Source organism: Pseudomonas sp. NPDC090755 (assembly GCF_044769005.1).
Classification (GTDB): Bacteria; Pseudomonadota; Gammaproteobacteria; order Pseudomonadales; family Pseudomonadaceae; genus Aquipseudomonas.
This window is the reverse complement of the sequence record NZ_JBIVXC010000015.1, coordinates 54,829-79,864: the sequence shown is the minus strand read 5'-3', so window position 1 is coordinate 79,864 and position 25,036 is coordinate 54,829. Positions and strand designations below refer to the sequence as shown.

23 protein-coding genes are annotated in these 25,036 nt (G+C 60.6%); 6 read left to right on the top strand and 17 right to left on the bottom strand.

Annotated features, from left to right (window positions below; genetic code table 11):
- Positions 1-3: 3 nt before the first annotated feature.
- Positions 4-831, bottom strand: a complete 828-nt coding sequence (locus ACIQUS_RS20225; RefSeq protein ID WP_403050410.1) for a hypothetical protein — start codon at positions 829-831, stop codon at positions 4-6.
- A 138-nt stretch (positions 832-969) separates the two neighbouring features.
- Between ACIQUS_RS20225 and ACIQUS_RS20220 the strand changes: the two genes are divergently transcribed.
- Positions 970-1,872 (top strand): LysR family transcriptional regulator, encoded by a 903-nt coding sequence (locus ACIQUS_RS20220; protein ID WP_403050407.1) that lies wholly within the window; start codon positions 970-972, stop codon positions 1,870-1,872.
- A 6-nt stretch (positions 1,873-1,878) separates the two neighbouring features.
- On the opposite strand, the gene ACIQUS_RS20215 is transcribed toward ACIQUS_RS20220, so the two are convergent.
- The 5 genes from ACIQUS_RS20215 to ACIQUS_RS20195 form a co-directional block, all read right to left on the bottom strand.
- Entirely contained in the window at positions 1,879-4,305 is a 2,427-nt protein-coding gene (locus ACIQUS_RS20215) for a LuxR C-terminal-related transcriptional regulator (RefSeq protein WP_403050404.1), read from the bottom strand.
- Between the two features lie 191 nt (positions 4,306-4,496).
- Entirely contained in the window at positions 4,497-5,864 is a 1,368-nt protein-coding gene (locus ACIQUS_RS20210) for a DUF1329 domain-containing protein (RefSeq protein ID WP_403050401.1), read from the bottom strand.
- Positions 5,865-5,888: 24 nt separating this feature from the next.
- Positions 5,889-7,745, bottom strand: coding sequence for a DUF1302 domain-containing protein (locus ACIQUS_RS20205; RefSeq protein ID WP_403050398.1), 1,857 nt, complete (start codon positions 7,743-7,745; stop codon positions 5,889-5,891).
- A 147-nt stretch (positions 7,746-7,892) separates the two neighbouring features.
- Positions 7,893-8,612: a murein L,D-transpeptidase catalytic domain family protein gene (locus ACIQUS_RS20200; RefSeq protein ID WP_403050395.1), complete on the bottom strand. Its 720-nt coding sequence runs from the start codon at positions 8,610-8,612 to the stop codon at positions 7,893-7,895.
- A gap of 118 nt (positions 8,613-8,730) precedes the next feature.
- Positions 8,731-9,765, bottom strand: coding sequence for a L,D-transpeptidase (locus ACIQUS_RS20195; protein ID WP_403050392.1), 1,035 nt, complete (start codon positions 9,763-9,765; stop codon positions 8,731-8,733).
- A 280-nt stretch (positions 9,766-10,045) separates the two neighbouring features.
- Here ACIQUS_RS20195 and ACIQUS_RS20190 point away from each other — a divergent pair, with 280 nt between their 5' ends.
- Both ACIQUS_RS20190 and ACIQUS_RS20185 read left to right on the top strand, forming a co-directional pair.
- Positions 10,046-10,912, top strand: coding sequence for a patatin-like phospholipase family protein (locus ACIQUS_RS20190; RefSeq protein WP_403050389.1), 867 nt, complete (start codon positions 10,046-10,048; stop codon positions 10,910-10,912).
- Positions 10,913-11,085: 173 nt separating this feature from the next.
- Positions 11,086-12,054 carry an endonuclease gene (locus ACIQUS_RS20185; protein ID WP_403050386.1) on the top strand — a complete coding sequence of 323 codons (969 nt, stop codon included), beginning with the start codon at positions 11,086-11,088 and terminating at the stop codon, positions 12,052-12,054.
- 4 nt (positions 12,055-12,058) lie between these two features.
- Here ACIQUS_RS20185 and ACIQUS_RS20180 read toward each other — a convergent pair whose 3' ends face one another.
- The 5 genes from ACIQUS_RS20180 to ACIQUS_RS20160 form a co-directional block, all read right to left on the bottom strand.
- A complete protein-coding gene (locus ACIQUS_RS20180; RefSeq protein WP_403050383.1) occupies positions 12,059-12,481 on the bottom strand; it encodes a hypothetical protein in 423 nt (140 codons plus the stop codon).
- 76 nt (positions 12,482-12,557) lie between these two features.
- Complete coding sequence (gene betI, locus ACIQUS_RS20175; RefSeq protein ID WP_403050380.1) at positions 12,558-13,205, bottom strand: transcriptional regulator BetI; 648 nt, start codon at positions 13,203-13,205, stop codon at positions 12,558-12,560.
- A gap of 220 nt (positions 13,206-13,425) precedes the next feature.
- Positions 13,426-14,871 carry a purine-cytosine permease family protein gene (locus ACIQUS_RS20170; protein WP_403050377.1) on the bottom strand — a complete coding sequence of 482 codons (1,446 nt, stop codon included), beginning with the start codon at positions 14,869-14,871 and terminating at the stop codon, positions 13,426-13,428.
- A gap of 64 nt (positions 14,872-14,935) precedes the next feature.
- The gene (locus ACIQUS_RS20165) at positions 14,936-16,120 is read right to left on the bottom strand and encodes an iron-containing alcohol dehydrogenase (protein ID WP_403050374.1); all 1,185 of its coding nucleotides are present in this window, start codon (positions 16,118-16,120) and stop codon (positions 14,936-14,938) included.
- 10 nt (positions 16,121-16,130) lie between these two features.
- A complete protein-coding gene (locus ACIQUS_RS20160; protein ID WP_403050372.1) occupies positions 16,131-17,582 on the bottom strand; it encodes an aldehyde dehydrogenase family protein in 1,452 nt (483 codons plus the stop codon).
- Positions 17,583-17,883: 301 nt separating this feature from the next.
- On the opposite strand from ACIQUS_RS20160, the gene ACIQUS_RS20155 reads away from it, so the two are divergent.
- Positions 17,884-18,456: a GNAT family N-acetyltransferase gene (locus ACIQUS_RS20155; protein WP_403050369.1), complete on the top strand. Its 573-nt coding sequence runs from the start codon at positions 17,884-17,886 to the stop codon at positions 18,454-18,456.
- Between the two features lie 81 nt (positions 18,457-18,537).
- Here ACIQUS_RS20155 and ACIQUS_RS20150 read toward each other — a convergent pair whose 3' ends face one another.
- Together ACIQUS_RS20150 and ACIQUS_RS20145 are read right to left on the bottom strand one after the other, a co-directional pair.
- The gene (locus ACIQUS_RS20150) at positions 18,538-18,993 is read right to left on the bottom strand and encodes a hypothetical protein (protein ID WP_403050366.1); all 456 of its coding nucleotides are present in this window, start codon (positions 18,991-18,993) and stop codon (positions 18,538-18,540) included.
- A gap of 22 nt (positions 18,994-19,015) precedes the next feature.
- Complete coding sequence (locus ACIQUS_RS20145; protein WP_403050363.1) at positions 19,016-19,942, bottom strand: universal stress protein; 927 nt, start codon at positions 19,940-19,942, stop codon at positions 19,016-19,018.
- Positions 19,943-20,212: 270 nt separating this feature from the next.
- Here ACIQUS_RS20145 and ACIQUS_RS20140 point away from each other — a divergent pair, with 270 nt between their 5' ends.
- Both ACIQUS_RS20140 and ACIQUS_RS20135 read left to right on the top strand, forming a co-directional pair.
- Positions 20,213-21,286 carry an NAD(P)-dependent alcohol dehydrogenase gene (locus tag ACIQUS_RS20140; RefSeq protein ID WP_403050360.1) on the top strand — a complete coding sequence of 358 codons (1,074 nt, stop codon included), beginning with the start codon at positions 20,213-20,215 and terminating at the stop codon, positions 21,284-21,286.
- A 52-nt stretch (positions 21,287-21,338) separates the two neighbouring features.
- The gene (locus ACIQUS_RS20135) at positions 21,339-21,569 is read left to right on the top strand and encodes a hypothetical protein (RefSeq protein WP_403050357.1); all 231 of its coding nucleotides are present in this window, start codon (positions 21,339-21,341) and stop codon (positions 21,567-21,569) included.
- 12 nt (positions 21,570-21,581) lie between these two features.
- Here ACIQUS_RS20135 and ACIQUS_RS20130 read toward each other — a convergent pair whose 3' ends face one another.
- From ACIQUS_RS20130 to ACIQUS_RS20115, 4 genes are all read right to left on the bottom strand, one after another.
- Positions 21,582-21,995, bottom strand: a complete 414-nt coding sequence (locus ACIQUS_RS20130; RefSeq protein WP_403050354.1) for a DUF6691 family protein — start codon at positions 21,993-21,995, stop codon at positions 21,582-21,584.
- Positions 21,996-21,997: 2 nt separating this feature from the next.
- Positions 21,998-22,432, bottom strand: coding sequence for a YeeE/YedE family protein (locus ACIQUS_RS20125; protein WP_403050351.1), 435 nt, complete (start codon positions 22,430-22,432; stop codon positions 21,998-22,000).
- A 154-nt stretch (positions 22,433-22,586) separates the two neighbouring features.
- Positions 22,587-23,204: a hypothetical protein gene (locus tag ACIQUS_RS20120; protein ID WP_403050578.1), complete on the bottom strand. Its 618-nt coding sequence runs from the start codon at positions 23,202-23,204 to the stop codon at positions 22,587-22,589.
- Between the two features lie 510 nt (positions 23,205-23,714).
- Complete coding sequence (locus ACIQUS_RS20115; protein ID WP_403050348.1) at positions 23,715-25,034, bottom strand: ATP-binding protein; 1,320 nt, start codon at positions 25,032-25,034, stop codon at positions 23,715-23,717.
- Between the last annotated feature and the right edge of the window lie 2 nt (positions 25,035-25,036).

Below are 25,036 nucleotides of genomic sequence, written 5' to 3'. Positions count from 1 at the left end.
CGATCAGTCGAACGTCAACTCCGCCTGCTGGGCGATACCGCGCGCATCGCCGGCCCACAGCTCGGCCTGGCCTGGCGCGGTGATGCGACCGCCTACTTGAAACGGCTCTGGTGCAATCAAGGGGCGTACCCCGCGATAGGCAAACCGCCGCAGGCGTGCTTCAGGGTTGGCGTGGCAAAAGGCGCGCAGGTTCAGGGTCGCAATCAACGGCCCATGCACGACCAGGCCGGGGTAGCCCTCGACGTCTGTGGCGTAGGGCCAGTCGTAATGAATGCGATGGGCGTTGAAGGTCACCGCGCTGTAGCGCATCAAGAGTGTCGATGTCGGCTCGACGGTCTCCTGCCAGTCGGCAGGCGGCAGACCCTGGCCGTCGCCCAGGCGCGGCGGACTTGGCTCGCGATAGACGATGTCCTGCTCTTCACGCAGGCACAGCTTGCCGTCTTGCTGGTAATCGTGACGCAGGGTGGCAAACAGCAATGAACCGCCACGCCCAGTCTTTTCCTCGACGTTGAGCAAGGTACTGATGCGGGTCGCCAGCGCGTCGACGCGCAACGGCTCGAAGAACTCGATTCGCCCACCTGCCCACATGCGGTTGCGATTGACCGTCGGTGGCAGGATCGGCAGCTGCAGCGGATGACCGTCGCGCCCAAGCTCCAGCTGATCGACGGCCGGTTGAAAGAATGCCCAATGCCACAGCGGCGGCAACGCGTCGCCGGGCGCCGGTGTCGCTTGGCCTAGGGTTGCAGCGATACGCTTGACCAGGTTGCTGCCAAGGCGTTCCTCGGTGTGTTCGCGACGGCCAATCCATTGGGCGTAAGGGGAATTGCTCATGGAGATGCTCCAGGCTCGATCAATGTGACAGCAAGCATGCCCACAGGCTTGCGTTTGATGAATCAGTCTTTTAATAATCCAGCGTTCGCCATAAACGAACGCCAACATCGAAATCCTTTGCCTGCCGCGAGCCCACCCATGCACTTTGATCTGGCCGACCTGCGTCTGTTTACCCACATAGCCGAGGCCCCAAGCCTGACCCAGGGCGCACGCAAGGCCTGCCTCTCTCCCGCCGCTGCCAGTGCCCGGATCAAGGCCCTGGAGAACCAGCTGGGCAGCCGCCTGCTCTATCGCGACAACCGCGGTGTCGAGGTCACGCCGGCGGGCCAGCGCCTGCTGCACCACGCGCGGTTGATCCTGCGTCAGGTGGAGTACCTCAAGAGCGAGTTCACCGCCTACGGCACTGATGCCGCCGGCCACATCCGCATATTTGCCAATACCACTGCCGTCACCGAATTCCTGCCCCAGGTGCTGGCGGGTTTTCTGGCACTGCGCCCCGGCGTGACCGTGGACCTGCAGGAAAAACTCAACCGCGACATCGTTCGCGGGGTGCTGGACGGCTCCTCCGACCTGGGCATCATTGCCGGCCCCGTGCACGCCAATGGCCTGCAAGCGCTGCATTTCAGTACCGACCGCCTGGTGCTGGCCGTCCCCCGTGAACATCCATTGGCGCAACAACAGCGCCTGTCACTGGCCGACACCCTGCAGTTCCCCCACATCGGCCTGCACGATGGCAGTACGCTGAACAGCTTCATGCGTGAACAGGTGGAGAACATCGGCGAATCCCTGCCGCTTCGAATCCAGCTGTCGAGCTTCGAGGCGGTGTGTCGCATGATCGAAGCCGGTGTTGGCATTGGCGTCATTCCCGAGACTGCCGCACGCCGCCATGCCCTGAGCATGGAGCTGTCCGTCGTCGAACTGGACGAGCCTTGGGCGGTTCGCGAACGCAGCATCCTGGTGCGCGATCTGCAGGCACTGCCCGCCTGTACCCAGGCATTGATTGAAACGCTGCAAGCGTGCGGCAAGGACCCATGCCAATAATTCGCTTCATGGCGCAAGCAAGCCCATTTCCTGTGCGCGCATCACCGCCAGCGCGCGGCGCTTGACCCCAAGTTTGGCGTTGATGCTCTTGGTATGGGCCTTGACGGTATTGAGGGAGATGAACAGGTTGTCGCCAATTTCCTGATTGGTCAGGCCGGTGGCCAACAGGTTCAGTACCGACAGTTCGCGGCTGGATAATTCAAAGCGTGAGGGCTTGGCTGCTGCGGGATTCGCCGAGGGCACATCGCCTTGACCTTGACCTTCGATCGTTTCCAGCAGCACACGCGCCTCTCTGGCCAGCGCGTTGAACTTGAACCGTTCACAGTGCTCGAGCATTGCCAGTAGACGCTTGCGCGCCTCATCCGCTCGGCCAAGCCCGCGCTGCGCAAGCGCCAGTAGCAGTTGAATACGCAGCGGCAACGACGGCGTGTGCAACGGTGCGATACGGCCAGATCCCGGGTCAAGCAGCGCTTCCATCGCCAGGGCAATCGGCTCGATCGCTTGCCACTCGCCCCTGTGCACAAGCAACCGCAGGCGCTGGTAGTCCAGCAGCATCTGATAGCAGCTGGCCTGAGCCTTTTGACAATGCATGTGCCGTTCGGCGTCATGCATTGCCCGGCTTGCCTGGTCGAAGTCACCCTGTCTGGCGGCAACTTCGCTAAGGCCCACATAGCCGTGGAGCTTGAAGGGGTCAGCACTTTCGCGAGCCAGGCTCATTCCAAGCTCAAGCGCCTTTTCAGCCTCGCTTGCAGCACCGCGCAACAGGTGCAGTTCGCCTTGCAGCAGGTGCAGGCGCCCCAGCAACAAACTTGGCCGTGTATCGGCGCGGGTCAGCTCCAGGCTCTGGTTCAAGAGAATTTCAGCCTGGGCCAGCTCATCGGAAAGGATCGCCTGGCGAATGCGATCGGTATTGATCAGTACCTCGTTGGCCAGACAACCATGGCGCCGTGCAATTTCTACCGCATCCTGGAGCAACTGGCGGCCGTCCTGGCTGTTGCCGGTGGCCATTTCTACCCGACCCAGGGTCGAATGACACAGAATGGCCGATCGCCAGTCAGGACTGCTCAGGTGCGCCAGTGCTTGGCGGCAGTGCTCACCTGCCGTCTGTGCATGGCCTCGCAAGCCCTCAAGGCTGCCGTACAATGCCTGCCAATTGGCAATCAGCCGCCGATGCTGTACAGGGTCGGGATGTGGCAGAAACCGTTCAAGACGGGCAATGCAGCTGTGCGCTTCGTCCAGCCGCCAGCTCAACAGCAACGCCCGTGCGCTCTGGAAAATCAAGCGCGGCGAGCCGAGCAACAGTGACGGCGGCATTCTGTCGTACCAACCAAGCCATTTGTTCAAATGCTGGCGGGCAAACAACCAGTCAAAACCCAGGCGATCCATCAGGTTGGCGGCAAGGTCTGGCTGTCCTGCGCACAGGGCCAACTCGATGGCGTCGTCAATGCACCCTGCGGCGCTCAGCCAATGGCACGCGCGCAGCCGCAGTTGATTGAGCGCAGCCCCCTGGAGCTGGTCGCGCAAGGCGTTGGCGATAGCGGGCAACAAGCAGTACCACTGGCCGGCCGCATCCAGCACGTGAAAATAGGCGTTGGTGCGCAGCATCAGCTCGAAGGCAGCGGTACCGTTTTCGTCATCCCACAGGTGCGCATACAGCGCAGCATTGAACTTGGGCAGGTGGGCCAGGGCGCTGAGTATCGACACTTGTCGCTCCGTCAGGCGCGACAGTACTTCGTGCTGCAAGTATTCGCGCAACCAGACGCTGCCCTGCTGTTGCGACGCTTCGCACAGCAGCCGCGTGGCGGCGCACCAGCCCAACGATTGTTGCCAGAGCATGGCGTTTTCGTTGGCGCAACGGTTGGGCGCCAACAGGCCCATCAACTGCTCGAATTCGTCACGGCTGAACGCCAACTGGCGGCTGTCCAGCTCCAGCAATTCATCCTCGAGCAACAAGCGTGACAGGTTCAATTGCGGGCGCTGGCGACAGCTGACAAACACCTGCAAGGCGCTGCCGGGCAACCCAAGCAACTGGTCGAGCCACTGGCCAATCGGATCCGGCCCCTGGCTTGGGTAATCGTCGAGCACCAGACGCAGTGTTTCCTCGCATTGGCTGAACCACGACAGCAACGCATCGGTATCACGGTAGATGGCCGGGGCGACCCCGAAAGCCTTGCCGATCTGCTGGCAGAACGTGCCGATGGTCAGCCACTGGCCACTCATCGGGATCCAGGCAGTGCGCTCTTGCGGCAGTTGGCGCAGGGTTTCGCACAACAAGGTGCTTTTGCCAAAACCGGCCGGGGCGCACAACAGGCGCAAACGCTGGCTTTTTTTCAGCAGCAGGTCAACCAGATGCTGGCGAGGCAAGTGCCGTGCGGGCAAGTTGGGCAATGACACCGGCAGCGAAGGCAGTGTCTTGAGGTTAAGACTGGTCATGACAACACCTGATAATTGTTATTGGCCAGGCGGCAGCGTGTGCCTAGCAAATCATCAGGGGCCTGCCTTCACAATCGGTCGTAGGAACTAGTCCTACGCTTGATCTGTTCACTTAGGTGGGAGCGAGCTTGCCTCACGATGCGATAGGACTGGCCCATCGCAGTCGCAGGTCATGCCCGCTCCCACTGGTCTCAGCGAATGCCGGCGTTGCGCAAGGCACCCGGGGTAAAGTCGGCCATGGTCGGGTTGGTGCCATACTCGGTGCCATGCGGCGCCTCATTGGACAGTCCCATGACCAAGTAGCGACCGGCGACCAGATCGTTGATCACCATGGCAGCGTAGTTGCCAAGGCTCTGCTCGTAGTCGGCCATGGCAAAGCCCTCGGCAACACGCCACAGCTGACCACGACCATCGTAGTGATCGATCTCCACCAGCTGCCAGGTGTCTTCATCGAAGTACATATGGCGCTTGGCGTAGATATTGCGCTCGCCTGGCTTGAGGGTGGCGACCACTTCCCATACCCGGTGCAGCTCGTAGCGCGTGTAGTCAGGGTTGATGTGCCCGGCCTTGAGCATGTCCTTGTACTTGAGCTGCGGCGAAGCGAGGCGATAGTTGTTGTAGGGGATGTACATCTCCTTCTTGCCAACCAACGTCCAGTCATACCGGTCCGGGGCGCCGTTGAACATATCGGCGTTGTCAGCGGTGCGCAGGCCGTCGGCGGCGGTTCCCGGGCCGTCATAGGCAACCTGGGGCGCACGGCGGACCCGGCGCTGGCCAGCGTTGTAGACCCACGCCATGCGCGGTTCGGTGACCTGGTCGATGGTTTCGTGGACCAACGTCACGCCACCGGCCAGGCGCGAAGGCGCAGTGACTTCCTGCTTGTAGTAGAACATCACGTTCTCGGCCTTTTTCCCATCGGCGTCTTTCATGTACTGCGGGTAGCCAACTTCATCGCTCAACTCAACCGCAGTGAAAGATCCATTGGCTTGCGGCGTCGCTTGAGCGGTCAGGCGGCGGAAGTTCTTGCCGCGGTAGCGCGTCATGTGGTTCCACAGCACCTCAACGCCGTTTGCAGGCAATGGAAACGCATAGAAGCGTGAAGCGCCAAGGTTGCCGATGTAGTTACCCCCTGCCAGGGACTGTGCATTCAATGCGCTTTTCTTCGCCGCATCATAGACTTCCTGTGGGTTTGCCGCCGTACGATGACTTGGGAATACCGGAATCCGGTAGCTGTCGGGGTAACGCTTGAACATCGCCAGCTGCCCGTCGGTCAGCTTGTCTTTGTACTGTTGGGCATTCTGCGCAGTGATCACGAACAGCGGCTTCTCATCGGCGAACGGATCGCCCAGAAAGCCCCTCTCGACTTTCGCCGCCCCCGGCTTGAGCCCGCCGGTCCAGGCCGGAATGCTGCCGTCGCTGTTGCCTTCCTTCTGCGCGCCAAGTGGCGTCAGCGTCGTGCCAAGCTTGTCCGCCTCCTGGGGTGAAACCGCAGCCATTACACCTGTGGCCAACAAGGTAAGGGTCAGCGCTGCACCCTGAAAAAAAGTGATGGGTTTCATCTTCAGATCTCCACGGAATCAGGTTTAGAAGTTCACGCCAAAACTGAGCGACATGAAGTCACGGTCCACCAGCGTGTTGAAGTCGCCGCCAAAGTAGTTGGTGTAACTGAGGCTTGCGGTGTAGGTGTTCTGGTAGTCGGCATCCAGCCCCAGGCTGACCGCCTTGGCGCCTTCTTCGAAGCTGACCCCGGTGCCATTGACGTCATGCGACCAGGCAACGCTGGGCGAAAGGTTGATGCCGGCAATCACGTTGGGATAGTCCAGCTTGCCGCGCACGCGGTAGCCCCAGGAGTCGCTGGTGTAAAAGCCCTTGTTGTTGCATTCCTGCTGCGGGTTACTGGCCGTTGGTGTTCCGGCGGCGGTACCGGTACATACCGCGCCGTTGTCGACCAGCGCGCCCGGTCCGTAGGTCGGGCTTCGACCGAAACGCACGTCGCCGGTATCGGTGCTCAAGCCCGAGACGCGGTTGTAGCCCACCTCGCCCACCAGCGTCAGGCGGCTTGCTGCCAGTACCTGGTCGAAAAACTTGGTCGCCGTCACCTGTACCTGGGTCACCGGCATGCGCTTGTAACCTGGAATCGCAGCGCCTGGGGCGTTGGTGGCAAAGCCGTCGACAAACACTGGCGATACCGCGCCCGGCACGCCATTGATCAGACCAAACTGGTTCACTGCGGCCAGGTTCAGATCGGCCGTGTTGATCTGCAGCGGCATGTTCGGACGGAAGCTGACTTCCCCGCCAAGCGCTACGCCAGCGACGTTGGTCTGGAAGCTCAGGCCATAGAGGCGGATATCCTCGGGATAGTCGACAAAGTAGCTGGCGGTACGCACGCGGGCCGGCGTATTGGCGGTGGTAGGCGCGCCCGCCACGGTGGTGCGGGTAAAGCTCAAATACGGGCTGCGGCTGTGGTAGTTCATCGCATAGGCCGCAACTTCCGTGTCGTTCAACTCCGGCAGGAACCAGCGCAAGGCCAGGCCGAACTGGCCACTGTCACCGGGCTCGTGATCCTTGCCACGGGGGATGTAGGCGTTATCCAGGCCCCGGGCAATGTCTTGAATACTCAGGCTGTTGCTAGCCACACCAGGGGCAAAGTCGGGTCCGGTAATCACCAGACGGTCATTGCAGCCCTTGGCCACCGGGTCAGCACCAAAGAAGGTGCCGCAGTTATCGGTTACCGTCTTGTCCCACTCCAGCTGGTAGAACATTTCAGCGGTCAGGTTCTCGGTCAGGCCCTGTGACAGGTAGAACATATTGACCGGAATCAGCCCTTCCTTGACCTCGGCGCCCGGGCGGCGCAACGCGGCAACGTCGATCGGGTTGATGGCGTTGATCGAGTTCTGGATGAACGTGCTTTCACCCCAACTGACCACTTGCTTGCCCAGGCGCACGTTGCCGGGCAAATCGCCGATCTGATAGTTGTGATAGACAAAGGCATCGAGAAACTCCGCACCCGAGGCCTTGGCAGAGCGGTCACGCCCGTGGTCATCGATGTCGTAGAAGTGCTGATCGCCGTCCTTGAGCTCAAAGTCATACCAGTACTTGCCACGGACAAACACCCCAGAGTCTTCATACTTGAGCGACAGGTCGTGGATGCCTTTGAAGATCTTCGAGAAGCTTTCATGTTTCTTGAAGTTCAAGCGTCCGTCATCGGCGGTACGGGAGGCGGCGTGGCCCTCCTCGCCCATCACGTTGAAGTTGGAGATGAAGTCTGAATCGGGGTCTTGAGTCGCCCAACTTGCACCGATGGACAGTGACGAATCGAAGGTGCCCTCGATTTCCCCGAGCGTGAAGCTCACGGCTTGCGCCTGAGTTCCCCATACCAAAGCGATTGCGGTCGCCAACAAGGTGGGTTGCAGGTTTGCGCGCTTTATTATTGTTTGCATGCGGCTTTCCAGGAGTTGGATCAGATGGAAAGCCCATGCTAAGCAGGTAAACCGGCAAGCAATATTGCCTGAAGGGGTAGTTTTGCGACCTACCCGTGCGGGTAATGGGTGCCCGCTGCGGAGTTAGTTGACCACTACAAGCGGTGCCTATCGCTTGCTGGCGAGCGTTTGATGAGCCAGCGAGCAGCTCTGCGCGTTAAGAAAGCGCGATTTGTTCAGCCAGTCTTGCTGCGGGTAATAGGCGAACACCAGGCTTCCGCGTTGCAGCGTATCGATCAGCTTGCCGGCAATGGCCGGTCGAACGGCAGGACATCCCTGACTGCGACCCAGGCGACCGAGACCGGCAACGACTTTGGGATCGGCATACGCGGCGGCATGCATGACAATCGCCCGCGACATGCTGTTGTCGTTGAACCCCGGCTCCAGCCCCTGCAGGCGCAGCGAGCGGCCGTGCTTGCCGCTGTAGGTCTGACCTGTCTCATACAGGCCGATGGAGGATTGGTAGCTGTTCGGGGTGTTTGAAAACGTCGTCGGTACATCGGCGCCGCTGTTCTTGCCATGGGCAACCCACTCCTCGAACAACAGTTTCCTGGCGCGCAAGTCGAACACCCACAGACGTTTGTCACGCGATGCCTTGGAGTAATCGATAACCGTGAGCAACTTGTCTGCGTCGCTGTCACTGGCGCACGCATAGGCGGTGAGTGCCAGGGCCAGGGTCGACAGGCTGGCGCTCGGCGCCAATTGCTGCAGTTCGGCGGCACTGGGCAGCGTTTGGGCGTGGGCGGTGTGCCAGGCGCCCAGGAAAAACAGGCCAACAGTGGCCACTGAGAGCCGGATGGCTCCCCGCAATGGTTCGAACATCGACATGGATGATCCTGTTAAAACCTGTCTGCAATCGAAAGCAGATCGGCCGTACGGCGTTACTCCGGACGGTCGGTTTGAAGTCAAAGGGCGCTATTTTGCTTGATTTTTACAGGGTTGCCGATCATTTCTTGACCAATGGTTTAAGTTCTTCACTGTCTTCGGTGCTGACCACCGTGAATGTTCCATTGCTGCGGGTATCCCGAGTTGACGCCCAGTCGGTGATCACCAGCATCGTGCCGATGTCCATTGCCGAGCGTAAATGACGGCGGAATTCCGGACTCATGTTCAAGTGGCCCAATTGTTCATAGGGTGTATTCCCGTACTCCGGGTTGCTCAGCCCCACCACCGACCAACGCAATGGCTGCGCGGCGTCGGATGCCAAGGCGGATGGCTTTTGCAACAGGGAATACACCGCCATGCCACTGCGATGCCGGCTGCTTTCAAGCGACAATGCAGGCGCCGAGCCGATCAACTGGCCGCCACGAAACACGTAGGCACGCAGGTCGGCGCGACTGATCAGGATCGACAACGGCCCCGCTGTCGGGTCTGGATCGTTCCAGAACTGTTGGTTGTTCAACACCAGCGGGCCTTGGGCCTTGCCCTCGTTGACCGTAGGCGCGAGCACACCGGGGTGGTAAACCTCCACCGGTGCACTGTGGGTATCGGAAACGATCACGGTGGTAGAACTGAAACCGGTGATCTCATACAGCTTCTTGGCGAATGCCAGCGGCAGGCGCACGCAACCATGTGAGGCGGGGTAGCCCGGTAGATGGCCAGCATGCAGGGCGATGCCGTCCCACGTCAGGCGCTCCATGTAGGGCATCGGCGCACTGTTGTAGAGGCTGGATTTATGCTCGACCTTTTTCTGCAGAATGCTGAATACCCCGGTGGGGGTTTCCCGCCCTGCCTTGCCGCTGCTCACGGTGCTGACGCCGATGGCGATGCCATTGCGATAGACGTAAGCACGTTGCTCGGTGAGGCTGACCACCACGGTCACCGGTCCCACCGGCGAGACCTGCGGGTACCAGAGAAACTGGCCAGGCTTGAGACTGTCGAGCTGGGCCCTGAGTTCGGCCGGGGTGGGCACCTGCAGCGGGGCCGCTTCGACCAAGGCAGCGGCCAGTAACAGACCCAGAGCGAGCGGTACATGCATCATCGAATCCATCCTTGAGAGAGCCCTGTCGCCAGCTTAGCTGCAAGTGCCTGGCGCGGCCATGCGAAAGTTGGCGCGCGCCCACAGTAGCCGCTGCCGCCAGGCTGCGATCGACTGCGCAGCAGTCGCAATCCAGTCACCCCGGTGTGCCTGATGATACGCAGGGGCAGGTTTGGCGACCGCTTCGCGGTCGATCGCAGCCTGACGGCAGCGGCTACACCCCAAGGTAACGCCGATCCGTCAGCTAAACTGGTTCGGTACATTCCGTACAGGGACCTCGACCATGGCGAGCAAAACCGCAATCGTCTTCGCTGGTGGCGGCAGCCTGGGCGCGGTTCAGGTCGGCATGTTGCGGGCCCTGGTCGAGGCCGATATTCGATTCGACCTGGTGGTGGGGGCTTCGGTGGGCGCCATCAACGGTGCCTACTTCGCCACAAGACCTGATGTCGAAGGGGTCGAGGCACTTGCCGGGTTCTGGCGAGGCCTGCGTAAAACCGACATCTTTCCCCTGTCCTGGCTCGATACCTGTAGAGGTCTGATCAAACGGCGGGGTTTTCTGTTGCAGCCGGCCGCCTTGGACCGGCTGCTGGGAAAAGCCCTGCCCATTCACCGCATTGAGGATGCGGTGCTGCCGCTGCACATCGTTGCCACCGACCTGCTCAGCGGTGCCGAGACCGTGTTGTCCCGTGGTGAACTCGCGCAGGCGTTACTGGCCAGCGCCGCCATCCCGTTGGTGTTCCCCTGCGTACAGATTGCCGATCAGTTCCTGATTGACGGTGGTGTGGCAAGCAACACACCTATTTCAACGGCCGTAGCCCTGGGCGCCACCAAGGTCGTGGTGGTCCCCACAGGCATGAGCTGCGCGCTGACACAACCGCCCCGCGGCTTGATTGCCTTGGCCCTGCATACTGTCAACCTGATGAGCATGCGACAGTTGGTGAGCGACATCGAACACTTCCGCACCCTCACCAGCCTGCACATCGTCCCACCTTTGTGTCCCGTGGATGTGTCGGTGTTCAACTTTGCCCAGACCGAATCCTTGTTGCAGCGCGCTTATGAGCAGACCCTCAAGTGGCTGGCCCGTGGCGGGCTTGAGCGCACCAAGGTTCCAGGTGCCCTGACGGTCCATTCACATGCCCATGAGCATTGAGTGCCTGCAACCCGTTGGACACAGCGAGACGTTCATCAGAAGTTCCCTGTCACGCGCATGAGCGGCGTGTTTAAAGTTTGGAAACTGCTAATTCTGACATCCCTGTCCACGCCCACTAAAGTTCTCCATCCACGTATACTCCCGCTCCCTGTAAATACCGATGATGCTTTCACATGAAGAAGCTGCTGTACGTCGTAACGTTATTCCTTACTACTGTTTCCCCTGCCTTCTCAAGCCCTCCTGCAACGTTCACTGAAGCCAAGGTCATCGCCAAGCAGAAGATCTACCTCGACCAGGCAAACAGCCCCATGGGAGAGCTGTACTGCGGTTGCAAGTGGACTTGGGTCGGTAAATCCGGCGGCCGGATCGATGCCAAGTCATGCGGATATGAAACCCGCCAGCAGCAAACCCGTGCCGAGCGAACCGAGTGGGAACACATCGTTCCGGCCTGGACTTTCGGTCACCAGCGTCAATGCTGGCAGAGCGGCGGCCGGGAACAGTGTGTGGATACCGATCCGGTGTTCCGTGCAATGGAAGCCGACCTGTTCAATCTCTACCCCTCTGTCGGCGAGGTGAACGGCGACCGCAGCAATTTCAACTATGGCATGGTTTCAGGCGTTGCCCCTCAATACGGCCAGTGCACTACCAAGGTTGATTTCCAACAGCGCGCAGCAGAACCTCGCGACGAAGTAAAAGGCCTTGTAGCGAGGACGACCTTTTACATGTTCGACCGGTACAAGCTGAACATGTCGCGCCAGCAGCAACAGTTGCTCATGGCCTGGGACAAGCAGCATCCGGTGACGGCCTGGGAGAAGGAACGCGATCGCCGCATCTCCGCCATCATGGGGCACTCCAACCCGTTCGTTACCGGCCAGCGCAGCTGGACGAGCGGCTACAAACCCGCGGGTGACGGCATTGTGAGCGCTGTTCCTGTGCGAACCCCACAACCCGCTCCAACGCCCACCCTGGCCAGTGCATCCACGGCCACAGGTGTGATCGTCGGGAACCAGAAGAGCCACGTCTATCATCTTCCCAGTGGCTGCCCTGGCTATGCGCAGGTTTCGGCAAAAAACCAGGTCGCTTTCGCGTCGGAATCTGAAGCTCAGGCGGCGGGTTATCGAAAGGCTGGGAATTGCAAGTAACGCCTCAGGTAAGGCAATAAAAATCGCTGAGTTCAGCGACGATCTCGCGCCTGGTGTTGTACAACCGGGCCTCCGGGGTCATGGCCATCGAGCGACCCTCGAGCACATAGCGCTGGCCAGCCATGAAATGATCGTACTTGAGGGTCAGGTAGCAGACACGCACGGTGGGGCCGCCCATCATGCCCATGTCGCCACCACCGGCGACTTCGTAGTCGAAGCGCACCATCAGCTCATGGCTGCCCGGGGTCACCTGGAAAAAGCGCCCGTCGCTCAGGCGCTGTTTATCCAGGCGCTCGGCCATCAGCAACCGGTCGTTGGGGAATGGCGTTGCGAAATCGACCCAGGCCATCTGGGGGTTGGCGGCGGGCATCGGGGCCTGGCAACCGGCAACAACACTGGCTGCGAGCAACAGCATCATCGTGCGCATGATCAATGACCCAAGGGATTATAGATTCAGCATAGCGCCGACAGCGTCAGCGGGCGATGGCTATCCCCTTCCCTCCCTACACGTGCAAAGGCACAGCGCTCTTCACAAACATCTGCGCCGTGGCGATGCAGCACTTCTCGGCCTTTTTCGCGCTGAACGCCTTATGGTCGAGCGCCCATTCCAGCCAGAATCCGTCAATGAGCGCGGTGATGGTCAACGCGGCGCTCTTGGCGTCTATCTGCGTGCCGTTTGCCTTGCCGATGTCCTTGAATACGGCCTCCAGCTCCTTGCGATAGTCGGCATAGAGCTTTTTGTTCAGCGCCCGCAGTTCCTGCGACGACACCGCCGCCCCCCAGAAACCCAGCCAGGTGGTGAGGATGAACTCATTGAATATCTGCCCACGGAACGATGAGCGAATGATCGCCATCAGGCGATCCTCGGGCGAGCCGCCCTGGATTTCCAGGTATTTGCGGGTTTCTTCGCGCAGCTGGTCGGTCAACTCCTGGTAGGTCGACAACATCAGCTCTTCCTTGCTGGAAAAGTGATGACCGATCAGCCCGATGGACACCCCGGCTTGCGCACAGATGCGCTCCAGGGTGCTACCGCTGTGGCCATAGCGGGTGATGCATTGCATCGTGGCCTCGATAATGGCTTTGCGGCGCGTCTGGGGATCGATGCGCGTGCGACGCTTTTTCAGTTCGACCACTTCAGGCTCACTGCTCATCCATCAAAACCTGTGTAGTGCGGGGCATAAAACGACTCTCCGGGCAGCGGCCTCTGTGGAACGATACGTGAAACGCGGCGTTAATTTAGCAACTTTTGAGCGGATAAGTGACAGGAAATAAGCGCGAGGGAGATGCCAACGGCGTGGCGGTTGCAGGCGTGTGGAACAACAGCTTGAAACTCGCCGCCCATTGCAGGCGGCGAGCCCTTTCAGACCTGGGTCAATTGGCTTGGAGGCCGCTTTCCAGGTCCTTGTCCAGATCGCCTATGCGCGACAGTTCGGCCTCGATGTCCTGGGAGCGGCACAGCCACCCGTAGACAATCGCCGAAACCACCAGGCCAACCAGCATGCTGATGTCGGCGCCATCGAGCAAGGTGGTGACGTAACCGGTATACAAGCCGGTGCTGGAGAACGGCAGCATGGCGACGAAGCCGGCCACGTAGGCACCGATCCCCCGCCAGTTCCAGCGACCGTAGATGCCGTTGGGCTTGAAGATCTCGGTAATCGAGAACTTGCCATGACGCACTTTATAGAAGTCCACCAGGTTGATGGCCGTCCACGGCGTGAACAGGTAAAGCAGGATCGCGAGGAAATCACCGAATTCCTTGACGAAGTTATCGGAGGCCGTCATGGCGATGGCAATCGCGGTGCTCCCTACCAGTACCATCGAGACAATGCGCTTGAGCAAGGTGGAGGTCTGGCTCTTCACGGTATCGGCAATGCTCAGCAGCGTGATCGACGCGCCGTAGAAGTTCTGCGCGGCACTGGTCACAAGGCTCAGTACGGCCAGGATCAGCAGCATCTCACCAAAACCGCTGAACAGCGAGTTGCCCAGCATCACCAGCCCTTTGGCCAGGTTCTGCCCCGGGCTCAATGCCGCGGCCAGGGCGCCGATCAGCATCATCCACACCCCGCCGATCATGGCGCCCAGGTAGGTCCACCAGAACGACGAACGCACGCTGACATTGGCCGGCAGGTAGCGTGAATAGTCCGAGACGTAGATCGCCCAGCTCAGCTGATAGGCGGCGGCGACAAAGAACTGCGCCAGGAACGGCGTGGCCTTGAAGCCGGAAACGCTCAGTTGCTCGGCCGGCAACTGGACGAAGAAGAACAACCCGACGGTGAACACCAGCATCACCGCAATCAACACGAAGGCCAGCAGCCGTTGCACCTTGTGGAAAGTGTTGTAACCGGCAATGGCCATGATGATCGCCAGCAACGAGAAGGCAATCGCCGAACCGTTTTCCGGGACATCGAACAGTTCGTGCAGCGTCTGCCCGACCAGCAACTGGTTGAAGGCGTTGTAGCCGACATAGGTGGCAATCGCCACCACATAGACCAGCAACGCCCCCAGGTAGCCGAACTGCGGGCGCGACTGGATCAGCTGCGGCAGGCCCATCTGCGGGCCCTGGGTCGAGTGGCCGGCCATGAACAGCGTGCCGAAGGCGCAGCCGAGGACGATCGCCACTGCCGACCAGAACAGGTTGGCGCCCATGCCGACGCCGATGATGCCGACCGCCAGGGTGGTCAGGTGCGCTTCCCCGCAAAACCAGATGGGCCACAAGTGCCAGGCCTTGCCGTGACGTTCGGCGAGCGGGACGTAATCGATGGAGCGTGTTTCCAGGTTCAGGCGTCCCTTGGACGCCGCTTGGCGTGGGGCAGACATGGCAGTTGCACCTTTTGTTATTGGTTTGGTTGCACGGCTAGGTGGTTGGAACGGGATCAAGCCATCAGTCGCGGGCGCGATCGATCGCCTGCTGCAGCAAGCCCTCGAGTTGTTCGAGGGTGCTATCACGCGGATTGGTCAGGCGTGCAGGGTCGCCCATGGCCTTGCGCGCCACCGCACCGATATCGGCGTGTCTGACACCCAGCGTCGACAGGGACTTGGGGATCTGCAGGCGATCGAGCATGGCGCACACGGCGCTGTAGAAGGTCTCGAAGCTTGCGTCCGGCAGGTCGAGTGCTTGCGCCACCGGTTTGAGCCGCGGCGTGATCTGGGCCTGGTTGAAGCGCAACACCACCGGCAGAATGATCGCGTTGGTCAGGCCGTGGTGAGTGTTGTAGGTGGCGCCCACCATGTGGCTCAGCGCATGTACCAGGCCCAGGCCCTTGAGAAAAGCCACCCCGGCCAGGCACGAGCCGATAAGCATCTTGCCTCGCGCTTCCAGGTCCTGGCCACGCTGCACCGCGGTGTCGATCGAGTGCCAGAGCAACGTCAGGGCCTGCAACGCGGCGCCGTCGCTGAGCGGGTTGAAGCTCGGCACGAAGTAGGCTTCCAGGGCATGAATGATCGCATCGCAACCGGTCCAGGCGGTCAGGTTGGCAGGCAGGCTTTGCGTCAGCTCAGGGTCGAGGATCACTGCCGCCGGTCGGGCATGGGGATGCCAGACGCAGCCCTTGATACCGCGACCGGTGTCGGTGAGCATCGCAGTGCTCTCAGTTTCGGCACCGGTACCGGCGGTGGTCGGGAGGGTGATGACCGGGGGGAAGTCCGCGGCGCCGAAGCCCGTCGGTACCGGTTTGTCGAAATCGAACGCCCACAGCTCGCTGCGCTGCTGCCGGGCGATCAGGGCCACCGCCTTGCCTGCGTCCAGGCCGCTGCCACCGCCCAGGGCAATGATGCCGTCGGCTTCCCAGGCCTGGTATGCCGCCGCACCGGCCATGACCGACAGGTCGGTCGGGTTGGGCTCGATGCCGCCGTACAAGCCGCAAGCCAGGCCTGCCTGGGTCAGATCGCGCTGTATTTCGCCGACGAAGGGCAGGTTCAACGAGCCCTGGTCAGTGATGATGATTGGCCGGGAAATGTTGAATTCGCGGCACAACCGGGCCAGTTGGTTGCGCACGCCCGGGCCGTATTCCATGGGGACCGGCACGGTCCATTTTTGCGGGTTCAGTGCTGAAAGTGTGTTTTCCACGGGGCTCACCTTAACTGCAACGCATGATGGTCGATTTCAACTCGGTGTACTTGCTCAAGGCATGGGCCGAGTTGTCCCGGCCATTGCCGGACTCCTTGAAGCCGCCGAACGGGAAGTTCATGTCCACCAGTTCGTCATAACAATTGACCCAGACCGTGCCGGCCTTGAGCTGGCGGGTGGCGGTACGAATGGTCTTGAGGTCGGTCGACCACACGGCTGCCGCCAGGCCGAATTCGGTCTGGTTGGCGATAGCGATGGCGTGTTCGAGGGTGTCGAACGGGATGACCACCAGCACTGGGCCGAAAATTTCTTCGTTGGCGATGCGTGCCGATGCGTCCTCGGCGAGAAAAATCGTCGGTTCCAGGTAAGCACCGGAGCCGAGCTGCGGCAGCGGCTGGCCGCCCTTGAGCAATTGGGCCTCCTGCTTGCCGATCTCGATGTAGTGACAGACCCGCTCCAACTGCACGGTATCAACGATGGCGCCCGTGACGCTGGCGGGGTCCAGTGGGTGTCCGGGCTTATAGTCGTCGGCGGCTGCGAGCAACTCGCGGATCAACGGCTCGGCGATCGTGCGCTGGACCAGCAGGCGCGAGCCGGCGCTGCAGACCTGGCCCATGTTGGCGAAAATCGCCGCGGCGGCCGAGCGGGCGGCTTGAGCGAGATCCGGGCAATCGGCCATGACGATGTTTGCTGATTTGCCCCCCAGCTCCAGCCACACACGCTTGAGGTTGGAGGTAGCAGCATTCTGGGCGATTTCCCGCCCGACCTTGCCTGAACCGGTGAAAGCGATGCAGTCGACATCGCCGTGCAGGCTCAAGCAACGGCCGACGGCGCCATCACCGCTGACCACGTTGAACACACCCGCAGGCAGGCCCGCCTCCATCGCCAGGGCGGCAACGCGCAAGGCACTGAGTGGCGTTTTTTCCGACGGTTTGAGAACGACGCTGTTGCCGGCCGCCAAGGCCGGAGCGAACTTCCAGGCGGCCATCAGCAACGGATAGTTCCAGGGCACCACCGCCGCTACCACGCCCAAGGCTTGATGGGTGACGGTGCCAAAGAACGCTGGGTCGGTCGCTGGCACTTCGCCGTGCACCTTGTCGATCAGTTCAGCGAACCAGCGCAGGCAGTAGATCGTGCCAGGTAGATCACCACCCAGGGTATCGGCGATCGGCTTCCCGCTGTCCAGGGACTCCAGCAAGGCTAGTTCATCCGTGTGCGCTTCCAGCAACGCCGCCCACTTCAACAACACCGCCTTGCGCTCGCGGGCCGCCAGACCGGACCAGACACCGGCCTCGAAGCTGCGACGGGCAGCGGCCACGGCCAGGTCCACATCGTCCCCGGCGCACAAGGCCACGGGCGCCAGCAACGCGCCGTCGATGGGGCTGAATGCACTGAAGGTCGCAGCGCTACGGGCATCGACATAGATGCCATCGATAAACGCCCGCCCCTCAATCTGCAGCATTTGAGCTTTCTCGAGCCAATAGGCCCTGTCTTTCAACACAGTCACCGCTTCACCTCGTTTTGTTCTTGTCAGGCTGGCGGCAATCCTAGGCGATACTGAAAATATCTTCAATAATGCGATAGGCATTTATTGAATATATTTTCAGTACGAACACCCGTATTGGCAGGCATTTTCGGCAGGCGACGACCTGACCGTTCATCAGCATCACACCTTGGGCTTGACCTGTATCAACCCACGCAAATCCCACAGGTGTAGACAGAAAGGGTGCGGTACGAACCTTTCTCTCTTCGGAGTAACTCCCATGGCATCTGTTCAACCCAATGCACAAGCACCCTCTTCCCTCGCGTTTGCGGCCGAACACGGCGAGCACTGGATAGAACCGCTGACGGACGGCGGGCACGTACTGATCCGGCCTTTGCGTGCCGAGGATCGCGAACGGGAAAAAGCCTTCATCATGCGTCTTTCACCGCAGTCACGGCATTTTCGCTTCCTGTGCCAGATCAAGGAGCCAGGCGAGGCGATGCTCGATCAGTTGATGACCGTCGACCAACCGCAGCGCATGGCCTATGTGGCGCTGGCCCACGTCAATGGCGAACTGCAGGAGGTCGGTATCAGCCGCTATGCAGCCTGCGCGCAAGCGGATGAATGCGAATGCGCGGTGACGGTCGATGATCAGTGGAAGGACCGCGGCCTGGGGGCACTGTTGCTCGGCCACCTGATCGACAAGGCCCGGGCCAACGGATTCAAGACAATGTTTTCGATCGACGTCGCGGCGAACGCGGCGATGCACGACCTGGCGCGTGACTTCGGCTTCTCGACCAGCCGTGGTCCCGACGATGCCTGCCAGGTGATCCACCGCCTTTCATTGGCTTGACGGGCGTTGCGCGGGGGTAGGCTGTCCCGCCGGAATAACACGGTCCAAACAGTGCTGCTCGTCCTCTTCGGTGATGCCCTGCTAGTCCGTCACATCAAGGGCTGAGGTATCGAACAGGGCGAGCCGCACGACGCCGTTGCGGTCCAGAAACACCTGGGACAAGCACTGGCACACGGGCGAAGCAATCGATATCGACCGCCCATCTTCGCCCGGGATCACCAACGGGTCGTTGAGGTTGGCTTCGCAGGCCGCAGCGATGGCGCGGATCGATCGCGCCGCAAAGTACAGGGTCGTCGGGTACCCTATCCCTACGGCCAGGAGTAGACACAGCACCAGGTTCGACTCCTTGGCACAGGTCGCCATACGCTCGACCTTGTCCCGCCAACCTGGCGCGCCAGGATTGAAGATCGCCTTGCCAACCAGCACGGTGTAACGATGCTGGACAATGACGCCCACGCCCAGGCTGATAGCGGCAAACCCCGACAGCATCCAGGGCCTGGCCGTGAGTAGCTGCACAACGCCCTCGAACCAGGTCATTGCCTGAACACGCAATCACGCATCAGACCACCGGGGACTGCGGGGCAACCACCAGGACACTGCTCGGCATCTTGTACAGCACCCGCTCAACCGTGCTGCCGATGTACTTGGCCAGTCCACGATGGTGCACACGGCCCATCACGACAATGTCGGTATCCTGGGCTTCACAGAAAATGCTCAGGACTTTTGCCGGGTCCCCCATGATCATATGGCAATTTTCCGGATCAATCCCGTTGCGCTCGGCCAGCTCGCGGAAGGCGGCGCCTTGCGCCTCATGCAGGCTTTCGGCAACGTTGGAGCCAAACAGGAACGATTTACGGCCCAGGGTTTGTGCATCGGTCTGCAGGGAAGTCAGGTCGTAGGCATACAGGATCTGCACCTGTGCCTTACACTGCATGGCCAGTTTCAGCGCTTCATTGACAATGCGGTCATTGAAGCCCGGGAACTGATCGTCAGGACGCGACAGGTCGACCGCAGCCAGCACCTTGCGCGGCGTGGCGTGACCGGCCTTGCTGACAAAGTGCAAGGGCACCCTGGTTTCCCGCAGCAGCTGGTTATCCAGGGACGTGAACATCGCCCGCATCAAGCGCGATTCGTGCTCGATATCCTTGACCACCAGGGCAAAGGGCTGCTCCTTGAGGTGGGTGAGGATCTCGTCGAGCACATCATCGACCCAGACGACTTCGGTAGTGACCGTGAGCCCGTTCCTGCGCATCGGGCCGGCCTGTTCTTCAAGCCATTGATGATGCTTCTCGACATAGGCCTGGCGCATGACAGCCAGTGCCTGTTCATTGACCAACCCGGCGGTGGCAAGGCCCACCAGGTAATCGAACGCCACGATATGCAACGCCATGCCCTTGGCTTTGGCCAGGGCTGCGGCACGGTCATAAGCGTCTGTGCGCTGCATCAGCGGGGGAGCAATCAGCAGCACGCGTTGATAGTCGGACATGACACACCTCGCACTTAGCGATGAGTTGGTACCTGCCATCGTGCATCTGTCCTAGGCTGTGTGTTTGACCTGTATCAAGTTCCGATGCCAAGCACCTCGAAATGCCGGACCGTCCGGCGCAGGCCCAACTGCAGTCATGCGTGGTCCGACGCACGGTAACCGCTCCACCGCAAACGGAGGTGGATCCTTGATCCCGGTCAATTGATTCGATGATTTTCAGCGCAGGCTAAACACAGGTGAAGGCCGCACTCTCAAAAAGGAATCGATGCCATGGCGACCATGAAAGCTGCAATTTTTGTGGAAAAGAACCGGATAGTGCTGGATGAGAAGCCGATTCCGGACATAGGCCCTGCCGATGCCCTGGTGCGGCTCACCACCACGACCATCTGCGGCACCGACGTGCACATCCTGCGGGGGGAATACCCTGTCGCCAAAGGCCTGACCATCGGCCATGAGCCCGTCGGCGTCATTGAAAAGCTCGGCGCCCAGGTCAAAGGCTTCAGCGAAGGCCAGCGGGTCATCGCCGGTGCAATCACCCCAAGTGGCTACAGCAATGCCTGCCTGTGTGGCTGCGCGTCCCAGGACGGGCCCGGCGCCCTGCATGGGTTCAAGGCGATCGGTGGCTGGAAGTTCGGCAACACCATCGATGGCTGCCAGGCCGAGTATGTCCGGGTGCCGGATGCCATGGCCAACCTTGCCCTGATCCCCGATCACCTGACGGATGAACAGGTACTGATGTGTCCGGACATCATGTCCACCGGGTTCTGCGGCGCAGAGCGAGGCGATGTGAAGATCGGTGATACCGTGGTGGTCTTCGCGCTCGGGCCCATTGGCCTGTGTGCGGTAGCCGGCGCCCGCCTCAAAGGGGCGGGCATGATCATCGGGGTCGACAGCGTCAATGCGCGCATGACGGTAGCCCGTCAGCTGGGTGCCACCCACATCGTCGACTACACCCAGGGTAATGTCGTCGAGCAGATCATGGCGATTACCAACGGGCGCGGGGTCGATGTGGCGATTGAAGCGCTCGGTACACAAGCGACCTTTGAATCCGCGCTGCGGGTCTTGCGCCCGGGCGGCACCTTGTCCAGTCTCGGCGTCTATGCCTCGGACTTGCGCATTCCCCTCGATGCCTTCGCTGCGGGTCTGGGCGACTACACCATCGTCACCACCCTGTGCCCCGGCGGCAAGGAGCGTATGCGGCGCCTGATGGAGGTGATCGCCAACGAGCGCATCGACCTGGGGCCCCTGGTGACGCACCGGTTCAAACTCGACGACATCGAAGCCGCTTACGAGCTGTTTGCGCATCAACGCGATGGGGTGATGAAGGTCGCCATAACGCCCTGATCGAGACCGGCGTCCCGTGCAAACCCGCGCATCGACAACGGAGTAGCCTCAAATGAACATCTACATTGAAGATCATTCACGTCAGGACCGTTGGTGGGTTCATCTGGATGTCTGGATGGTGAGCTTTCGCAGTCTTGAGGAAGCGACCGACTTCGTTGAACGACTCAATGCCCGGCTCAGCGCGCCGCACTCATTTGCACTGATACAGGACAACGTGCCCCGCATGCCGGCGTTGGAGACAATGCTGCATGGCTACGGTAAAGGCCCTTCGGTACTACTGTAATCGGGGCCGGGCTCAGGGCCGGCTTTGCAGCAAGTTGAAGATCGCCATGCCCGCCAGCATCGCGAATACGAACACCAGTATTTGCCAGTGGCCGCTCAGCACCAGGGCCAGCGCAGGCCCCGGGCAGACACCGGCGATGCCCCAACCGACGCCAAATACCAGGCTGCCGCCCACCAAGCGGCGATCCAGTGCTCGCGTCGTGGGCATGCGCATCGGCAAGCCAAGCATCGAACGTGTTCGTTTGCTGCTCCATTGCAGGGGTATCAGGGCCGCGCCGATGGCGCCCACCATGACCAGGCCGAGCGATGGGTTCCACTGTCCGGCCAGGTCGAGAAAACCAAGCACCTTGGTGGGGTTGACCATGCCCGCCAACAGTAGACCAAGGCCAAACAGCACGCCGCAGATAAACGCCGTCAACCATCGCATGATCAGGCTCCCAGCAGGTGGCGGCTGACGTATACAATGGCAAACCCTGTGCTCATGAAGCACAGGGTGGCGACCAGCGAGCGAGGCGACAGCCGCGCCAGCCCGCAGACACCGTGGCCACTGGTGCAACCGGCAGCGTAGCGCGTGCCCACCCCCACCAGCAGACCGGCTACGAGCAACCCCGTCCAGCCCGTCTGGAACTGCACGATCGGCGCCTGCGAAAACAACCACCACACCAGCGGCGCCACCAACACGCCCAGAAGAAACAGTGCTTTCTCCCCCCTGCCCTCGCCCTCCTTTTGCAGCACACTGCCCAGCAGGCCGCTGATGCCGGCGATACGACCATTCATCAGCGCAAACAGACTCACGGCAAGGCCGATCAGCACGCCGCCGAACAAGGCCGACCACGGGGTGAAAGCGGGCCAATCGATCGTCATGTCAACTCCTTCGCACAGAACAACTGAAACAGGCGCAGATGCCCGCTCAATTACACTACGCTCACCCTCAGGCGACAAGCGACGCAAAAGCCCCCTCACTGGGAGGGGGCCGAGGCTTGGCAGATTCACTGCCTTTTCCGATCGTTTCAGCCGTTCAACGCGAGTGAATGCCCGCAAGCAGCCATGGGCCCGGCTGGTCCGCCACGGCCATGCGGCGAATACGCGCCCACTGGGTCAGGACCACCATCAGCGCAAACCCGAGCGCAATCAACAGCGGATACGCCACCAGCAACTCGGTCAGCGAATACTTCCAGGCCAGTGGCCGGCCGACCCCCAGCATGGCCGCGTACAACCACGACACGCCCGACAGTGCGCCAGCGAACAGGGCAAACATTCGCACACCGACCTTGAGGTCAAGCAGTGACCCGGCCTTGAGCAAGGCCGGCAATACATAGCGATGCAGCAACATGCCGTTAAAGGTCAACAACAAGACAATAATGACTTTGGCGTGAAGTTTTGGATTATTAAAATAGGCCATGCCTTTTTCTATATAGTCGACGCCAATGATCGCTGCGCCGGTCAGCCATAACAATATAAGTGCATTGGCAACAGACCTCTGCAAACTTTCCATGTGAGCGTCATCGTGCCCACTCGATGTTCGACCTTTCAATAAATCCTTGACCATTGCCGCATCGCTGGCAAACACCAGACCAATGGCGACGCAGCAGGCCAACAGATGGATATAAATAACCGCCAGACGCACAAGTTCCATGGATTCTTTCTGCCCGAACAGGCTGATAATTGTATTAATCTCCACGACGACTTCTCCACGTAATGCATGACTGCTGAATGACCATGCAACCGGCGCACGAACGCCTTGGTCGCAACTACAGGCTCAAGTTCAGATAAACAGACCAGATCAAAAATCCGGCATGACGGGAACGCAGCGACTCGCTTGGCGAGTCATTGATGGGGGCATGTCTTTACTCCGGATTTCAGGTAAAAAAAATCCCCATGTGCATGCCATACCATGCAGATGAGGTTGAACGTCCATTTTTTTACTGGGGAGAGCAAACACGATCACTGCGGACCGGTCTGCTGGGAAATCAGAGGACTGTATTTTCCGATCGTTCATTTTTCGGGCAAAAACAGCGACAGGCGGTACGCTGTGATGAATATGATCTGGATTGAATTACCCCCACCGTCCATGCTCCTGCACAGGGTCAAGTGGCGGGTGACCGCTCTGGCTGGCCTGGTTGCAGATGAATAGACCAGACGGGGACTAGATAATTTTTCCCTCCTTGACGTATTCACGCAGGATGGCCGCTTCCAGCTGCTGCTGGTCAAGGCGGTGCGTGCCACTGGCCAGCACCTCGAGTGCGCAATAGTGGCTGACATTCAGAATGCTCGCGCCACTGAGCTCATGGCGTCCTGCGATTTCCCGCCAGTCCACGTCTGACGCAAGTTCGATCTGTGGCGGGAAGGACTTGCACCAGATCGCTTCGCGTTCAACTGGCCCGGGCATTGGAAAGTGTACGATCGCCTGGAAGCGCCGCACGAAGGCGTCATCGATATTGCTGCGCTGGTTGGTGGCCAGAATCACCAGACCGTTGTAGGTCTCAATGCGCTGCAGCAAGTACGCGACTTCCTGGTTGGCATGCCTGTCGAGGGAGTCGCGCACATCGGTGCGCTTGCTGAACAGGGCATCGGCTTCGTCGAAGAACAGGATCCATTGTTTGTTTTCGGCCTTGTCGAACAGCCGCGCCAGGTTCTTTTCCGTCTCACCGATGTACTTGGAGACCACGCGCGACAGATCGACGCGAAACACCTCCCGCCCCGTCTGCTGGCCCAACAAGGTTGCAGTCAACGTCTTGCCGGTGCCGGGCGGCCCATAGAACAAGGCCCGGTAGCCTGGTTTCATCCTGCGACCCATGCCCCAGTCGTGCAACAAGGTGTCCTTGTGCAGGTTCCAGTTTTCGATGTCACGGATTTGCTTGCGGGTGTCCTGGTTGAGCACCAGGTCGCTCCAGTCCATTTCCGTTTGCAGGTGCTCGGCGGGGAACTCGCTGCAAAAGCGCGGTTTGCTGACGGTGCCGACCGTGAGCAACTCCACGACTTCCGGCGCCAGAATCAAGCGTCCGCTCATCGTCGGCTCGCCCTCGCGCACCGCCTCCGGCCAGAGTATGTGCTTGCGCGCGAACCAGTGCTCGCTGCCCAACATGCGCTGCACCAGCATCCGGTTGACCAGGTTGTCGCCGGCCAAGATGAATTGCGCCGTTTCGCCAGTAGGGATCACGCCACGGTGGCCGTTGCCCCTGACGCCACCGAACGCAGGAAAGTCGCCACCGGTTGGCAGATAGGTGCTGATGATGTCACTCAAGAACGTCGGCAGCACATTCGGCGACAGTGCCAGCAGCAACACGATGTACTCCTCGAAGCTGGGCGCGTGCGCCTCGATGAACTGTGCGAAAGGCGAATCGTCCGCGTAGTAGGCGGTGCCGTTGACGGTTTGCTCAAGTGCCTCAGGCGATGCGCACTGGAGCCGGGCCACAATGACAGCGCGCAGGTAGTGCAGGGCTGTCTGGAGATTGTCGGTCGACAATT

Excerpts from the sequence above, each read along its gene's own strand:
- ACIQUS_RS20225 (WP_403050410.1), bottom strand. The coding sequence starts at position 831 with ATGAGCAATTCCCCTTACGCCCAATGGATTGGCCGTCGCGAACACACC.
- ACIQUS_RS20220 (WP_403050407.1), top strand. The coding sequence starts at position 970 with ATGCACTTTGATCTGGCCGACCTGCGTCTGTTTACCCACATAGCCGAG.
- ACIQUS_RS20215 (WP_403050404.1), bottom strand. The coding sequence starts at position 4,305 with ATGACCAGTCTTAACCTCAAGACACTGCCTTCGCTGCCGGTGTCATTG.
- ACIQUS_RS20210 (WP_403050401.1), bottom strand. The coding sequence starts at position 5,864 with ATGAAACCCATCACTTTTTTTCAGGGTGCAGCGCTGACCCTTACCTTG.
- ACIQUS_RS20205 (WP_403050398.1), bottom strand. The coding sequence starts at position 7,745 with ATGCAAACAATAATAAAGCGCGCAAACCTGCAACCCACCTTGTTGGCG.
- ACIQUS_RS20200 (WP_403050395.1), bottom strand. The coding sequence starts at position 8,612 with ATGTCGATGTTCGAACCATTGCGGGGAGCCATCCGGCTCTCAGTGGCC.
- ACIQUS_RS20195 (WP_403050392.1), bottom strand. The coding sequence starts at position 9,765 with ATGATGCATGTACCGCTCGCTCTGGGTCTGTTACTGGCCGCTGCCTTG.
- ACIQUS_RS20190 (WP_403050389.1), top strand. The coding sequence starts at position 10,046 with ATGGCGAGCAAAACCGCAATCGTCTTCGCTGGTGGCGGCAGCCTGGGC.
- ACIQUS_RS20185 (WP_403050386.1), top strand. The coding sequence starts at position 11,086 with ATGAAGAAGCTGCTGTACGTCGTAACGTTATTCCTTACTACTGTTTCC.
- ACIQUS_RS20180 (WP_403050383.1), bottom strand. The coding sequence starts at position 12,481 with ATGCGCACGATGATGCTGTTGCTCGCAGCCAGTGTTGTTGCCGGTTGC.
- betI (WP_403050380.1), bottom strand. The coding sequence starts at position 13,205 with ATGAGCAGTGAGCCTGAAGTGGTCGAACTGAAAAAGCGTCGCACGCGC.
- ACIQUS_RS20170 (WP_403050377.1), bottom strand. The coding sequence starts at position 14,871 with ATGTCTGCCCCACGCCAAGCGGCGTCCAAGGGACGCCTGAACCTGGAA.
- ACIQUS_RS20160 (WP_403050372.1), bottom strand. The coding sequence starts at position 17,582 with ATGCTGCAGATTGAGGGGCGGGCGTTTATCGATGGCATCTATGTCGAT.
- ACIQUS_RS20155 (WP_403050369.1), top strand. The coding sequence starts at position 17,884 with ATGGCATCTGTTCAACCCAATGCACAAGCACCCTCTTCCCTCGCGTTT.
- ACIQUS_RS20150 (WP_403050366.1), bottom strand. The coding sequence starts at position 18,993 with ATGACCTGGTTCGAGGGCGTTGTGCAGCTACTCACGGCCAGGCCCTGG.
- ACIQUS_RS20145 (WP_403050363.1), bottom strand. The coding sequence starts at position 19,942 with ATGTCCGACTATCAACGCGTGCTGCTGATTGCTCCCCCGCTGATGCAG.
- ACIQUS_RS20140 (WP_403050360.1), top strand. The coding sequence starts at position 20,213 with ATGGCGACCATGAAAGCTGCAATTTTTGTGGAAAAGAACCGGATAGTG.
- ACIQUS_RS20135 (WP_403050357.1), top strand. The coding sequence starts at position 21,339 with ATGAACATCTACATTGAAGATCATTCACGTCAGGACCGTTGGTGGGTT.
- ACIQUS_RS20130 (WP_403050354.1), bottom strand. The coding sequence starts at position 21,995 with ATGCGATGGTTGACGGCGTTTATCTGCGGCGTGCTGTTTGGCCTTGGT.
- ACIQUS_RS20125 (WP_403050351.1), bottom strand. The coding sequence starts at position 22,432 with ATGACGATCGATTGGCCCGCTTTCACCCCGTGGTCGGCCTTGTTCGGC.
- ACIQUS_RS20120 (WP_403050578.1), bottom strand. The coding sequence starts at position 23,204 with ATGGAACTTGTGCGTCTGGCGGTTATTTATATCCATCTGTTGGCCTGC.